The organism is Enterococcus sp. AZ128, from assembly GCF_051714485.1.
GTDB lineage: Bacteria > Bacillota > Bacilli > Lactobacillales > Enterococcaceae > Enterococcus_A.
The window spans coordinates 1,035,063-1,049,909 of the sequence record NZ_JBIORZ010000001.1 but is presented as its reverse complement, the minus strand read 5'-3'; the positions used below and the strand labels follow the sequence as shown (position 1 = coordinate 1,049,909).

At 37.6% G+C, this 14,847-nt stretch carries 13 protein-coding genes; all 13 read right to left on the bottom strand.

The window, feature by feature from the left end; translation table 11 throughout:
- Positions 1-6 precede the first annotated feature (6 nt).
- The 13 genes from IGI38_RS05160 to IGI38_RS05100 all read right to left on the bottom strand — a co-directional run bounded on the left by IGI38_RS05160 (position 7) and on the right by IGI38_RS05100 (position 14,768).
- Complete coding sequence (locus IGI38_RS05160) at positions 7-1,128, bottom strand: Nif3-like dinuclear metal center hexameric protein (RefSeq protein ID WP_438727503.1); 1,122 nt, start codon at positions 1,126-1,128, stop codon at positions 7-9.
- On the bottom strand, positions 1,109-1,822 hold the full coding sequence (locus IGI38_RS05155) for a tRNA (adenine(22)-N(1))-methyltransferase (RefSeq protein ID WP_438727499.1): 714 nt from the start codon (positions 1,820-1,822) through the stop codon (positions 1,109-1,111). Before IGI38_RS05155 ends, IGI38_RS05160 begins: the two co-directional genes overlap by 20 nt.
- A gap of 117 nt (positions 1,823-1,939) precedes the next feature.
- Complete coding sequence (gene dnaI / locus IGI38_RS05150; protein WP_438727496.1) at positions 1,940-2,866, bottom strand: primosomal protein DnaI; 927 nt, start codon at positions 2,864-2,866, stop codon at positions 1,940-1,942.
- Positions 2,866-4,179 carry a DnaD domain protein gene (locus tag IGI38_RS05145; protein WP_438727493.1) on the bottom strand — a complete coding sequence of 438 codons (1,314 nt, stop codon included), beginning with the start codon at positions 4,177-4,179 and terminating at the stop codon, positions 2,866-2,868. The genes dnaI and IGI38_RS05145 overlap by 1 nt, the downstream gene beginning before the upstream one ends.
- A 12-nt stretch (positions 4,180-4,191) precedes the next feature.
- Positions 4,192-4,665: a transcriptional regulator NrdR gene (nrdR, locus tag IGI38_RS05140; RefSeq protein WP_438727490.1), complete on the bottom strand. Its 474-nt coding sequence runs from the start codon at positions 4,663-4,665 to the stop codon at positions 4,192-4,194.
- A 186-nt stretch (positions 4,666-4,851) separates the two neighbouring features.
- Positions 4,852-5,451 carry a dephospho-CoA kinase gene (coaE, locus tag IGI38_RS05135; RefSeq protein ID WP_438727487.1) on the bottom strand — a complete coding sequence of 200 codons (600 nt, stop codon included), beginning with the start codon at positions 5,449-5,451 and terminating at the stop codon, positions 4,852-4,854.
- Between the two features lie 2 nt (positions 5,452-5,453).
- Entirely contained in the window at positions 5,454-6,287 is an 834-nt protein-coding gene (mutM, locus tag IGI38_RS05130; RefSeq protein ID WP_438727484.1) for a DNA-formamidopyrimidine glycosylase, read from the bottom strand.
- A gap of 179 nt (positions 6,288-6,466) precedes the next feature.
- Positions 6,467-9,106 carry a DNA polymerase I gene (gene polA, locus IGI38_RS05125; RefSeq protein ID WP_438727481.1) on the bottom strand — a complete coding sequence of 880 codons (2,640 nt, stop codon included), beginning with the start codon at positions 9,104-9,106 and terminating at the stop codon, positions 6,467-6,469.
- A gap of 255 nt (positions 9,107-9,361) precedes the next feature.
- Positions 9,362-10,045 carry a Bax inhibitor-1/YccA family protein gene (locus IGI38_RS05120; RefSeq protein WP_438727478.1) on the bottom strand — a complete coding sequence of 228 codons (684 nt, stop codon included), beginning with the start codon at positions 10,043-10,045 and terminating at the stop codon, positions 9,362-9,364.
- Positions 10,038-10,517, bottom strand: a complete 480-nt coding sequence (locus IGI38_RS05115; RefSeq protein WP_438727475.1) for a MaoC family dehydratase — start codon at positions 10,515-10,517, stop codon at positions 10,038-10,040. Before IGI38_RS05115 ends, IGI38_RS05120 begins: the two co-directional genes overlap by 8 nt.
- Positions 10,518-10,707: 190 nt before the next feature.
- Complete coding sequence (murC, locus tag IGI38_RS05110; protein WP_438727473.1) at positions 10,708-12,042, bottom strand: UDP-N-acetylmuramate--L-alanine ligase; 1,335 nt, start codon at positions 12,040-12,042, stop codon at positions 10,708-10,710.
- A gap of 103 nt (positions 12,043-12,145) precedes the next feature.
- The gene (locus tag IGI38_RS05105; protein WP_438727470.1) at positions 12,146-12,595 is read right to left on the bottom strand and encodes a SprT family protein; all 450 of its coding nucleotides are present in this window, start codon (positions 12,593-12,595) and stop codon (positions 12,146-12,148) included.
- Positions 12,588-14,768, bottom strand: a complete 2,181-nt coding sequence (locus IGI38_RS05100; RefSeq protein ID WP_438727467.1) for a Tex family protein — start codon at positions 14,766-14,768, stop codon at positions 12,588-12,590. Before IGI38_RS05100 ends, IGI38_RS05105 begins: the two co-directional genes overlap by 8 nt.
- Positions 14,769-14,847 lie beyond the last annotated feature (79 nt).

Below are 14,847 nucleotides of genomic sequence, written 5' to 3'. Positions count from 1 at the left end.
TGCTATTTATTTAAATGAAAAAGGATTTGTGGACGTCTCAGACACAAGGAAATCAACATTCCAGTCCTCTTCATTTTTCCATTGGTTAAATAGAGCCACCATTCTTTCTTTACAGAGGGACTCAATATAATGTCCAGGATCAATCACTAACATTCCCGTCTCCTGCATGTCGTGAGCAGTATGGTAATAAACATCTCCAGTAATATAAACGTCTGCTTTCGCAGCTAAGGCATCACTATAAAATTTTTCTCCGCTCCCGCCGCATATAGCAACTCGTTTAATTGTTTTCTTTAAAATATGTGGGTAAATTACCCGTAAGCCTTCTAAATCAAAAGTTTTTTTCACTTTTACAATAAAATCTTCGGTCGGCATCGCTTCTTTTAATTCCCCAACACGACCGATTCCATAATTTTCAGCAAGATTATCAAGCTGATAAATATCATAAGCAGGTTCCTCATATGGATGATATCTCAGCATTGCTGAAACAACTTCTGCTTGCTTTGTCTCGGGAAAAATCACTTCAATTTTACTTTCCTGCACTTGTTCCGGCACGTTTGCTGACCCGATCGTTGGATCTGCCTCACTATTAGGTGTGAATCTGCCTGTACCATTTACTGTAAAGGATGTGGCTTGATAGTTTCCTTGCTCACCGGCACCCGCATCCGCTAATACTTGACGCATCTTTTTTGCATCTGTTTGCGGGACGTACACAGCCAGTTTCTTCATCCTGACAGTGTGAGTGTGAATCAGATAGTCTGTATTAAAAACAGCTAGCAGTTCACAAAACCAGTCATTCAATCCATTATGAATGATATCCATATTGGTGTGAGCCGCATAAACAGCGATATCGTGCTTAATCAAGTCCGCGTACATATTGTTTTGAACATCATCAGTGGTTAATCGTGAAATTGGACGAAAAATCGGTGGATGTTTAACAATTAACAGATCAATTTTTTTAGCAATCGCTTCTTCGACAACAGAGGGACGAACATCCAAACTCATCATGATTCGTGAAACTTCTTTGTTTAAAGTACCGATATGCAAACCGACAGGGTCGCCGTCTTCGGCTAACCATTCGGGGCAATATTGCTTAAAACGTTGGATAAATTCATTTCCTTGCATCTGCAAGTACCTCCTTAATCCATTCAATCTCTTGGGCGACTTCTTGAATTTTTTTTGCGACATCCTGATCACTTTGGTGTAAGCTTGCTAAAATTTTTTCACTCTTATCTAATTTATGCTGCCATTTTCCCACAAAAACAGCATTCTTTTTCTTTACTAATATTGGACCAAAAAAAAGTTCTTTTGCTGAATATTCAGGTTTCTCTGAAAGTTTTTCTGCCACGATTATTTCATAAATCTTATTGTTTTCTTCAATGATCGCTTCATCAATGATCGTGTAGCTTTCGTTAATCAGCCATTTTCGTAACTGGCGTTCTCCTACATTTGGTTGTAAAATCAGTCGTTCTTTCCCTGATAAACGATTTTTTTCTTTACCTCGTTGTAAAATATCACGAATCAATACACCGCCCATACCACAAATAGTAATAGCAGAAATGTCATCATCTAACTCTACAGCATCAAGTCCATTTGCTAATCGAACATCGAGTGTTTGTTCTAAACCATTCTTGGCAACTTGCTTTTTTGCAGACTCGTAAGGTCCAATAACAACTTCACCGGCAATCCCATATGAGATTTTCTTCTGCAACATTAAAACCACTGGCAAGTATGCATGGTCCGATCCGATGTCTGCTAGACGAGCCGCCTGTGGCACAAATTCTGCAGCTTTCTGTAAACGAAGGGATAAATCTTTGGCATTCATTTTTTCACATCCTAAAATTGATTATAACACTCCTTAAAAAAAGCGCCCTTAAAAAAGAGCTAAATGATAGCGCTTTTTAATAGGACGTTTCTCTTTTTCTAAGAAAATTTTCTTTTTTTATCCATTTCGGCGATTTTCTCCAACCACCCAAATTTCTTTACTTAAGTATCGAATACGTTCCATGATTCTTTTGGCCTTCAACGGTTCTTCATCTCCCCTTTGTGTAACAGACAAATGTTGTTCCAATTGATCCATATTAAAGTTAGAGGAAAAAAAGGTCGGTAATTGTTCTTGCATTCGATGTTGCAAGATCACCCCTAGCACTTCATCTCTGATCCAAGCACTCATGGAATCAGCACCAATATCATCAATCATCAAGATTGGTGCTCGTTTTACCCCATCTAATTTAGGCCCCACTTTATCATTCGATATTGCTTGCTTCATTTCACCAGCAAAGGTCGGAAAATGTAAAAGTGTCGTTTCAAACCCTTTGACGGCTAATTCATGGGCAACGGCTCCTAACAGATACGTTTTCCCGACACCAAAATCACCAACTAGAAACAAGGCTTTATGAAACATTTTGGAACTAGCTTCGTATTGATTAATAAAGTCCAACGAAGCCTCTAATGCTTCACTTCGGCCAGAAGTAACTTCAAATGTTCGGATAGAGGCTTTTCGAATATCTTTTGGCATATCTAAAGAATTCACGCGATTTCGAATCTCTTCCTCACGTTTTAAACGCAGCAACTCATCGGTTGGAACATAGGTCACATCAATAAAATGAAAGTTTAGACTCAATTGCGGCTCATAACCTGGCGCGATCATAGTAGGATCAGAAGATAAGTATTTTTTCTTTTCTTGTACAAATTCATATAATTTCGCAAAAGATTTCTCGATGTCTTCTTGTGCTAACTTCTCTTTGTGCTCTTCAATGAATTGACGCACATCTGGATCAGCTAAAACTTCCTCCATCATTTGACGATAACGGCCATCGACTCCCCGGCTTTTAATGATGCGATTCAATTCTTTTCCTACATCTTCCATCAATCGTCACCTTCTTTACTTAAATATTCTGCTAACTTACGGTTCAATTCTGCTTCTTTCTCTGGTGATAATTTTGACTCCTTCGGCGGTTGTTTGATATGCTCCGGCAGAGACTCTTTTCGACCCGAGCCACGTTTTTGATACGTTGAACGATTTGTTTGTGGTTTTCGAACTAATTTTTGATTATTCTCTCTTACATGAGTTATCGCTGCCTCTGGAGTAGTAATTTTTTTCTGCGCCCAATCATTAGCAATCGCATTTAAATAGTTCGCATTGATAACCGCTTGGTTTTGAATCACCAATATATAATTGATAATGATATTGATTACACTTTTAGGGAGTAAGTTACGTCCAATCAGTTCTTCCAAAAGTCTGACCTCTGTATTCGTCTCAAATCCGCCTTTTTCACGCTTAATTGCACGTAAGAAAGTAACAGGTGCAATTTTTTTGCTTTGTGCAATAATTTCTAATTCTTGCGGAGAAAAACTGCCAGTTACCATTAAACCGTCTGTAATTATTTCTTTAGACGAAGAGGAAACGTTTGGTCTTTTTTCTTTGTTGATCAACTGACGTAAATAATTAAAATTCAAACCGGCTTTTTCACCAGCAGCCGCTTTGGCTATAAATTCAGCTAAATCTAGTTCATTCACTCCATACAGTGTTTGGAATGTTTGGATTTTTTCTCGCTCATCAACACTCAAAATCAAATTGAATCGTTTCAACTGTTGACTAAATAAGGTCCAATCAAAATCCGTATGAATAGAGAAATCTTCTTGCGTCTGTTCCAAAATCTCTGATTGACTACTAAAAGATTTCTCATCCAGTCGATAGACCTCACGAAAACGTTTCGTAATGTTTTTGGCTTTTTTTCTATTAAACAGCTTAGGTTTAAAACGTTCAACTAAGCGCTCAAAACGACGTCGCCCAATTTTTTCCATCAATAAATAAGCCATCAAAGGATCTTGAAAAAATTTTTCTGGATTAAGTGGCAAACGCAATTGATAGATCAAGCTCATACCAAGCTCATCATCTATTTTTTCATAGGTTTCTAATAAACCGATACCTTCAAGATGTTCCCGTGCTTTCACTAAATTCATCAAACCAGTATCTACTGCCGCCAACAAATCCGTATGCATCAAGCTAGGGCTTGTGCCTTCAATTGTGACATCACTCGTCAAAGTCAGATACAAACTTAACGCTGTACTTCCGATGATCGGTTGATATAAATATAGTAAAGCATCTTGTTTACTTTGGTCAAATTGTGGCTCACCATAGACCATATAAAAGGTGCTGGGTTTTAGTTCTTCTGCCACTAAAAATGCCCCCTACTCTTCATCCGTTGACTTGGCTTTGTCAACGATCTCCTGTAATTCTTTCAAGAACACGGACATATCTTTGAACTGCCGATAAACACTCGCAAAACGAATATAGGCGATTTCATCAACTTCCATCAAGTCTTCCATGACAAATTCTCCCACTTGACTTGTCGGAACTTCATTTTCTCCCATACTGCGTACACGATTTTCTACGTGATCCACGATTTGTTCCATTTGCTCCATTGCCACTGGACGCTTTTCAGCAGAACGAATAAGCCCGCGTAAAATTTTATCACGGTTAAATTCTTCACGATCTCCGTTGCGTTTTACAACTAATAAAGGGGCTGCTTCGATGCGTTCAAAAGTTGTAAAACGGAACCCGCAGCTTTCGCATTCTCTTCGACGGCGAATCGCTCGCCCGTCATCGGTTTGTCGGCTATCAATTACTCGAGAATTATTATGATTACATCTTGGACAACGCATAATTTCACCTACACTTTCTTAATATTGAATAAGATCACTGACTAAACATGAAATCTATTTTGTTATATAGAATAGTTTTTTAAAAACAAAAATTTGTCGAAAGAAAAATTTTTTTTTTTATATAACAAGAGTTTACCATAACCAGCTCGCTAAAAAAAGCGTCGTAATACTACGACGCTGAAATCTTTAAGAAACAAATTTTTTATCCTGTAACCAATTAAGAACTTGTTGACGCGTTGTTTCTTGTGAACGGCAATTATCAATAACGATATCCGCCCGCATTTTCTTTTCTTCTAAAGAGAGCTGGCTATTGATACGTTCCAAAGCACCATCTTTTGACAAAGCATTTCTTGCCATCAAACGCTTTAATTGAATTTCTGGTGTAACATAAACCACTGCTACTTTATCCATCATCGCTTCATAATTTCCCTCGTATAACAATGGAACATCTACAATGACTAAGTCGCTCTTTTTTTTAGCGACTTCAACTTGTCGTTCAATCTCACTTCGAATAAATGGTTCTAGTGTTTCATTTAACAATGCTCTCTTTTGTTCATTCTGAAAAATAATATCGCCCAGTTTTTTTCGGTTTAATTGACCGTCTTTTTCAATAATCGCTGAACCAAATACCTTTTCCAAAACCTTCAATCCTTCAGTTCCAGGTTCCACTACTTTTCGCGCAACGATATCCCCATCTACAACAGCAAAGCCTTCCGCTTTGAAAAAATCCACAACTGTTGACTTTCCACTAGCAATACCACCTGTGATACCTAACACAAAACTCATCCCTACACCTTCTTTAGTTTCTGACAATGAGGACAAAGATGTGTCCCTCTTTGAGCAACTTTGATCTTAATAATCGGTGTTCCACATCTTGAACAAGGTGTACCTGTCTGTCCATATACATGCAGTTCCTGTTGAAAATGACCGGCTTCCCCTAATGCGTTCAAGTAGGTTCGAATTGTCGTACCACCAGCTTCTTTAGCTTTGGTTATTACTTCGATGATTGCCTTTCGCAAATTTTGAACAGTCTTAGCATTCAAAGTACTGGCTGGCTGTTCTGGATGAATTTGGGCTAACCACAAAACTTCATCAACATAGATGTTTCCTAATCCGGCCACAACTTTTTGATTTAATAGTAGTGGTTTAATCATCGTCGTCGATTTTTTCAACTGTTGTTTGAAATCCGCTAGATCAAAATCTTCATCAGTTGGTTCTGGACCTAATTGCATCAGACCTTTATAATCCTTCGCAGTTCCCTTTTTCAATAAGGCCATGCGGCCAAATTTTCGTACATCATGATAAACCAGTTCTGAGCCATCCGTAAAAATAAACCGTACATGACTATGTTTATCTAAAACAGTAGGTTGATCAAAATACTCATATTTCCCTTCCATCCGTAGATGCGAGACCATTTCGTAATGAGTAAATTGGAAAATCAAATACTTTCCACGTCGTTCAACGGCTTCAATGGATTCGCCAATTAATTGCTGCTGAAAAATTTCAATTTCAGGAAATTCGATAATTCGTGGCCAATAAACATCTATTTTAGCAATAGTTTTCCCGTTAACTAAAGATACTAATCCTTTTCTGACTGTCTCAACTTCGGGCAATTCTGGCATAACTTCCCACCTCTAAATCTTCTTATTAATATAACTATAAGCTTAATATCCTTTTTAGTAAAAGGACAATACTAACTTTCTAAGACAAGAGACCGTTCCAAAGTTTCTGGTTCAGTCTCTCAAGTATATATTTAGTACAATAGTCATACAAAATAAAGTAATTCAACTTTTGATCTCATTTATTTTGCTTCATACCAAGTTTTACCCCAGCTGCTATCTGTTAATAATGGTACATCTAGTTGCACTGTATTCTCCATTACTTCCTTGACCAATTTATCTAATTGTTCTAATTCATTTTGAGGTGCTTCAAACACAAGCTCATCGTGTACTTGCAATAGCATAGTAGCTTGAAGTTTTTCTTCTTCCAAGCGTTTTGCCATTTCAATCATTGCTAATTTCAAAATATCTGCCGCGCTTCCTTGGATTGGTGTGTTGATGGCAGTCCGTTCAGCAAATGAACGCAGATTAAAATTACGGGCATTGATATCCGGTAAATAACGACGGCGATTATATAAAGTAGCGGCATACCCCTTGTCCTTTGCTTCCCGAACACTTTCCTCCATATAACGTTTCACATCTGGATAATTTTCAAAATAAGTATCAATATATTCTTGTGCTGCTTTACGAGTGATTCCTAAGTTTTGTGATAACCCATAATCAGAAATACCATACACGATCCCAAAGTTGACAGCCTTGGCATTTCGTCGCATGTTCGGTGTTACTTCATCTTCAGAAACATTGAAGACTCGCATCGCAGTACTGGTATGAATATCCATGCCATCACGAAACGCTTGTTTCAAGTGCTCATCACCAGAAATATGTGCTAGTACACGCAACTCAATTTGAGAATAATCGGAAGAATAAATCAACCAATTTTCATCTCTCGGAACAAAAGCTTCACGAATTTTCCGCCCTTCTTCTAAACGAATCGGAATATTTTGCAGGTTTGGATCAACTGAACTCAATCGTCCCGTTTGAGTTAGTGTCTGAATATAGCGGGTATGAATCTTATTGTCGCCTTGAATGACTTTCAATAACCCTTCTACATAAGTTGATTGAATTTTAGCGATTTGACGATAGTTTAAAATATGTTCGACGATTGGTGCTTGCTCCTGTAATTGTTCTAAAACGTCCACCGCAGTTGAATACCCAGTCTTCGTTTTTTTGATTACTGGCAGATGCATTTTTTCAAACAAGATCACACCTAGTTGTTTAGGCGAATTAATGTTGAATTCTTCACCAGCTTCCTGATAGATCTTTTGTTCAATATCCTGCAGTCGTTTTGAAAATTCTCCCCGCATCGCTTGTAGTCGCGTTGCATCAACTGTAATTCCTGAAATTTCCATTTCTGCTAGTATTCTAGAAAGCGGCAGCTCCATTTGATAGAATAGTTTGTCTTGTTTCTTTTCTTCCAGTTCCTTTTCTAGTTTACTGTTCAAGAAATGGATAGCTTTGACTTTACGAGCCAAATGCCCAAAGAATACTTCATCATCATCAGGAAGTCCCTTTTTAGCACCTTTACCATAAATTTGTTCATCTGTTTGAATTTCTGTGTAGCCATAATACTGTGCTACTCCTGCGATATCATTGCTATTGTCGTTAGTATCTAACAAATAGGCCGCCAATAGAACATCAAAATTAATGCCCTCTGTTTTTGTACTATAACGATTCAATGCAACATATGTTCGTTTGGCATCGTACACTTTTTTTCCATTCGCCATCTCTAGCCAGTTCTTAAAAGGAATACTTTCAAACAGAGCCAGTTCATTAGTTACGTAGATGTTATCGTTGGTTCCCCAAGCTACACCAACAATGTCTGACAGATGATAGTTATCTTCCATCATCTCAACATATAAAGCAGAATCCGCGCAGAACATCTCTTCTGTAAATTCATTCACTACTTTAAATTTGATTTCTTCTAACTCAACTTCTTCTTCTTCAACATTCAATTTGCTTAAGAAACCTTTAAAGTCCATTTCTTTAAAGAAAGGAATCAACTTGTCCAAATCTTTTCCGCTATACTCCAACTCATCAATCGAAATATCAACAGGCGTATCCAGTTTAATCGTAGCTAATTCTTTTGAAAGGAATGCTTGATCTTTATCATTGATCAAATTCTCCTTCATTTTGCTTTTCTTCAATTCATCAATATTTTCGTAAACACCCTCAACGCTGCCAAATTGTTTCAATAATTTGATTGCTGTTTTCTCCCCAACTTTCGTCACACCAGGATAATTATCCGATGTATCGCCAGCCAAGCCTTTCATATCAATGATTTGGTTTGGGGTCAATCCATCATATTTTTCTGCCACATGTTCGGGCGTGTAAGATTCTATTTCACTGACACCTTTTACTGTAATATCCACCTTAATCTTATCTGTTGCTAATTGCGTTAGGTCGCGATCACCTGATAATACAACTACTTCGAACCCATCATCAGCAGCACGGTGGGCTAAGGTTCCAATGATATCGTCGGCCTCGTAATTGTCCAATTCATAGTGTTTTACACCTAAACCTGCCAGAAGTTCACGCAAGTATGGCATCTGCTCGCGAAATTCACCGGGTGTTTTTGAGCGTCCGCCTTTATACTCCGAATACATTGCTGTTCGGAAAGTCGTGTTTCCGGCATCAAAGGCCACTAAAACATGAGTCGGTTTTTCTCGATCCATCACGTTTTCAAACATATTGTTAAAAGCATAGATCGCATTAGTATGCAATCCGTTCTTATTTTTGAAACGCTCCAAAGAATTATGCAGGGCAAAAAAAGCACGGAAGGCTACACTGTTTCCGTCTACTAATAATAATTTATTCTTACTCATAACTTCGACTCCTAATTCCTATTAAGGTTTTTATTTTTTACATAATGCAAATTTGATTTGTAATACTTTTTTTTAATGTTGTTGCCCTATCAAATAATTTTTAATCGAGCTAGTACAAAACTCTTACTAATTAACGATGTGCTTCACGTTTCATTTTAACAAAGTGTGCAATGAATTGAAAAGAATGGCGCTGATTTTTCTAACATTTTCATCTTTATAATCTATCCAAAAAAAAATAGAGACGAATCCTCGTCTCTATTTGCTACTTCCAAAAATTCGTAAAAATGAGATGAATAAGTTGATGAAGTCTAAGTAAAGCTGCAGAGCCATAAAAACAGCCACACCATTTCCTACCTCACCATTCGTTCCAAGATATATCTTACGAATCATCTGGTTATCGTAAGCCGTAATACCCGACATAATTACTACCATTAAAATCGAAATGAAGAAGTCCACTGCACTACTGTGTAAAACAAATACATTCAACAACATTGCAATAATAATCCCTAGCAAACAACTTAAAGCAGCACGTCCGATTCCTGATAAGTCACGTTTCGTAAATGAACCTACAAGAGACATTACCAAAAATGTCGCTGAAGCCGTCACAAAAGCTTGAGTTACTGTTCCCAAGTCATACATTGCTAAGGTAACTGCCAATGTTAAGCCGTTTAATGCGGAATATACGATAAAACCACTGATTGCCAACGTTGGATTCTTTTGGGCTTTTATACCGAGAAAAATGACAAGCGCAATTTCAGCGATCCAGATACCCCAAAAACCTAATGGAAAGTTATTGATAAAATTTGCAACTTGGTAAGCCCATGGACCTAAAGCCATGTAAGAGATTACAGCGCTAATCCCGATTCCTAGAGCAAGGAAGGCGTAGATCTTACCGTAAAAGCGATTCAAGCCATAAACACGTGTTTCTTGATTATTCATTTAGATCATCTCCTATTTGTGCTTGTGGCGGTTTCACCATTACCACAGCATCCAAGATGCGTTTCTCTTCATTATCTGCAGATTCCACCGCTTCAACAGAGATTGTTACGACATCTTTCATTTTATCTACTTTGATTACTTCAAACTCAAAGGTCAATGTTTCATAGTGAAAAACCGGATCAATAAAATTGATCGAGAAATTCACAACATGAGAACCCGGTCCTGGTAAATGTTTTGAAATCGCACTTGTGATGATCCCCATTAACATAATCGAAGGTACAAGCGGTTGTTCATACTCAGTTTCTTTCGCGTAGTCGTGTTGGATGTACAAAGGATTTGCATCGTTTGTCAATCCTAAGTATAAAAGAATCTGATTATCCTCGATCGATTCCGTTAACGATAACGAGTCACCTTCCTCAATTTCATCAATCGTTTTGCCTATTTTCCGAGCCTTCATATTATACAAATTCATTCCCTCCGTAATATGTTTCTACTCATTATTTTATCAGAAAGCAACTAAAACACAAGTTTGTACATACTTTAGTATAAAGTTTTCTAAAGTAGAAATTTAGTCATCCCATTTTTCGGAATGCTCCTTCTTTGAACCGTTTTTTAAAGGAAGGACCCTGACAAAAGATTGTCTGAACCCTTCCTTTTTAAAATTATAATACGTTTCGTGTTGTGTTGCTTAAGAGATTTTCATAAGCGCGTTCAAATTTTTGAACATCACCGGCTCCCATAAAAATCACTACTGCATTTTCATGATCTAATAGGGGCGACATGTTTTCTTCCTTAATCACTTGTCCACCTTTTTGAATTTTATCTCCTAAGTCTTCAATTTTTACATCGCCAGCTGTTTCACGGGCAGAAGAAAAAATATCGCATAAATATACTTTATCAGCACGATCTAAAGCTTCAGCAAACTCATCCATCAGTGCGATCGTCCGCGTAAAAGTGTGTGGCTGAAAGACTGCAATCAATTCTTTTTCAGGATACTTTTGACGTGCAGCATCGATAGTTGCTTTGATTTCAGCTGGATGATGTGCATAGTCATCAACGATAATCATGTCGGCAACTTTCTTTTCAGTAAAGCGGCGTTTTACTCCAGAAAAAGTCAACATTTCCTCTTTGACCTTATCCATATCTAATCCTTCAAAGTAAGCCACTGCTATTACGGATAAAGCATTTAAAATATTGTGTTTTCCAAATGACGGAACTGCAAATCGTCCGATAAATTTTTCATTGTGATACACATCGAAAGCCGAACCGTTCGTCGTACGAACAATATTGCGCGCCTGAATATCATCATTTTCTGATAATCCGTAGTAATAAATTGGTACATCGGCTTTTAGTTTGCGTAAATAATCATCGTCACCATAAGCAAAGATTCCCTTCTTAACTTGTGAAGCCAACGTTTGAAACGCTTCAAATACATCATCAATGCTTTTGAAGTAATCAGGATGATCAAAGTCAATATTTGTCATAATTGAATAATCTGGTGCATAAGCCAAGAAGTGACGTTGATACTCACATGCTTCAAATGCAAAAAACTGTGCGTTCGGTACACCATGACCAGTTCCATCGCCAATCAAATAGCTCGTAGGCGCTAACCCATTTAATACATGCGCTAATAACCCTGTCGTACTTGTTTTACCATGAGAACCAGTTACTGCAATGCTTGTATATGGTTGGATAAATTTACCAATGAAATCATGGTAGCGAATAATTTCCAAACCCATTTCCTTTGCCTGAGCAATTTCTTCATGCGTATCTGGAAAGGCATTTCCTTGAATGATCGTCATTCCTGATTTAATGTTTTCTTTGCTGAATGGCAGAATGCTAATGCCCGCCTTTTCTAAATCACGTTGTGTGAAAAAATATTTTTCAACGTCAGAACCTTGTACATCGTAGCCTTTTTCATGTAAGACCAAAGCTAATGAACTCATGCCTGATCCTTTAATTCCAACAAAATGATAAAGTGTGTCTTTATTATTCATTTAATCCTCTTCCTTATATGTACAAAATTGTTTGCGGTTCACATTATCATATAAAACTGTAAAAATAGCAATCTTTTATTCTCTTTAAACTATTAGCTCTTTTTTACGATTCAATCGTCTTCAAAAATTTTAGCTTCCCTTGGCACCTTCCACATACATAACGAACCGTATCGATCTTTCGACGGCGCTTGACTTCCTGACGACAATTCTGGCATTGATAAACCTGAGAAGTAACTGTCACCAATGGCGGAGCATAACGAGACCCGCCTGTTTTTTTCAATAACTGTTTAAATTCCAGATCTTTATGCTGATATCCTCGACCTGCCAAATGCAAATGGTAATGACAAAGTTCGTGCTTAATAACTTTGATCAATTCTTCTTGACCGTATTTTTCAAAAACCAACTGATTAAAGTCTAAATCGTGACTTTTCAGATGATAACGCCCACCTGTCGTTTTCAATCGATGATTGAAACTCGCTTTATGACAAAATGGTAGTCGAAAGGATTCTTGCGAAATCCTTTCGACTAGTGCCTGTAATTCTTGATTAGTCATTTTGGTCACTTTGGACCATTGTCAAACTGATCCGACCTTTTTTAACATCAACACCCTCGACCCAAGCTGTTACTACATCACCAACAGATACGACGTCTGTCGGATGTTTAACATACTTATTACTTAATTTAGAAATATGAACTAAACCATCCTGTTTTACGCCGATGTCGACAAAAGCACCAAAATCAATCACATTACGGACAGTACCTTGTAATTCCATTCCAGGTTTCAAATCTTCCATTGACAATACATCTTGTCTTAGTAAAGGAGCAGGCATTTCATCACGCATATCGCGACCTGGCTGCAACAACGCTTGTAGAATATCCTTAATCGTTTCTTTGCCGATTCCAAGTTCTTGCTGTAATTGATTCAATTGCAAAGCTTTAATTTTCTCAGTAGCTTCCTGGGAACCTAGTGATTTCAAATCAACATCAGCGAGTGCCAAAATTTCTTTTGCACTCGCATAACTTTCTGGATGAATTGCAGTTGTATCTAAAATATTTTTCGCGTCAGGAATTCTTAAAAATCCAATTGCTTGTTCATAAGCTTTTGGTCCTAAGCGTGGAACTTTTTTTAATTGCGGACGTGAAGTAAATGCGCCGTTTTCTTCACGATAATTGACAATATTATGCGCAGTCGTTTTATTCAGCCCAGACGCATATTGTAATAATTGCGGACTAGCAGTGTTTACATTAACTCCAACTTGGTTAACCGCGGTTTCCACAACAAAGTCCAACCGTTCAGATAAACGCTTTTGTGATACATCGTGTTGATATTGACCCACACCGACAGCCTTTGGATCGATTTTTACTAATTCTGATAGCGGATCTTGCAATCGACGAGCAATGCTGACAGCACTACGTTCTTCGACTTGCAGTTCAGGAAATTCCGCTCGCGCAATATCGCTGGCCGAATAAACAGAAGCTCCTGCTTCATTAACAATTACATAAAAAACATCTTGTTGAATTTGTTTTAACTGTTCTACAACAAATAATTCAGATTCACGACTAGCCGTGCCATTTCCAATTGCTATCATTTCAACACCGTGTTTTTTTATCAATGTTTGTAAAGCTGAACCTGCAGCTTGTCGTTTGGCTTGTGGTGCTGGCTTGTGCGGATAAATAACTTCAATGGCTAAAACTTTTCCAGTTTCATCAACAACTGCCAATTTACATCCCGTCCGATAAGCCGGATCGAAACCTAATACGACTTTTCCCTTTAATGGCGGCTGCAACAGCAAATTACGCAAGTTTTCACCAAAAATATTGATGGCCTGTTCATCCGCATCTTCTGTTAATTCATTTCTAATTTCTCGTTCAATCGCCGGTCCTATAAAACGTTTATAACTATCCTTATACGCTTCACGTATAAATTCGACTGTAATTGCTCGATTATTGGACACTAATTGACGTTCTAGATAATCAAAGATTCGTTCCTCTTCTACTACGATCGAGACCTTTAGGATTTCTTCCTTTTCACCTCGATTAGATGCTAACACTCGATGTGAAACCATCTTATTGATTGGTTCGGCAAAATCGTAATACATCTCATAAACGCCTTTTTCATCTTTGTCAACAGCCTTAACTTTGCTTTGATAAACGCCTTTATTTTTAGTAAATGTACGGATCCATGTCCGAAAATCAGGATTATCACTGATTTGCTCAGCAACAATCTCATGCGCTCCTTGCAAAGCCTCCTCTGCATTCTCAACAGTTTCATTAAGGAATTCTCCAGCTTTAGCGTAAACATCGCCAGACTGCGGAAAACTCATCAAGTATTCAGCTAGAGGTTCTAATCCATTTTCTTTGGCAATCGTCGCTTTTGTGCGACGCTTTTGCTTATATGGACGATATAAATCTTCGACTTTTTGTACTTTGACTGCTTGCTGGATTTTTTTTGCCAATTCTTCAGTCAATTTTCCTTGTTCATCAATTAAGCGTAAAACTTCTTGTTTGCGCTTTTCTAAGTTTTCTAAATAATTATATCGTTCTTCGATTTCACGGATCTGTACTTCATCTAAAGTTCCGGTCATCTCTTTACGATAACGAGCAATAAACGGAACTGTATTTCCTTCTGTCAATAAATTTAAAACAACTTTGATCTGTTGCGGGCGATAATCCGTTAATTCTTTATTCAGTAGTTGAATGATTTCTTGGTTTAAACCTTCTGCCATTTTAATTCCTCATTTCATCCAAAATCTTATCTATTTTATCATACTTCCCACAAGATTGCTTATTTGGTTATACAAAAAA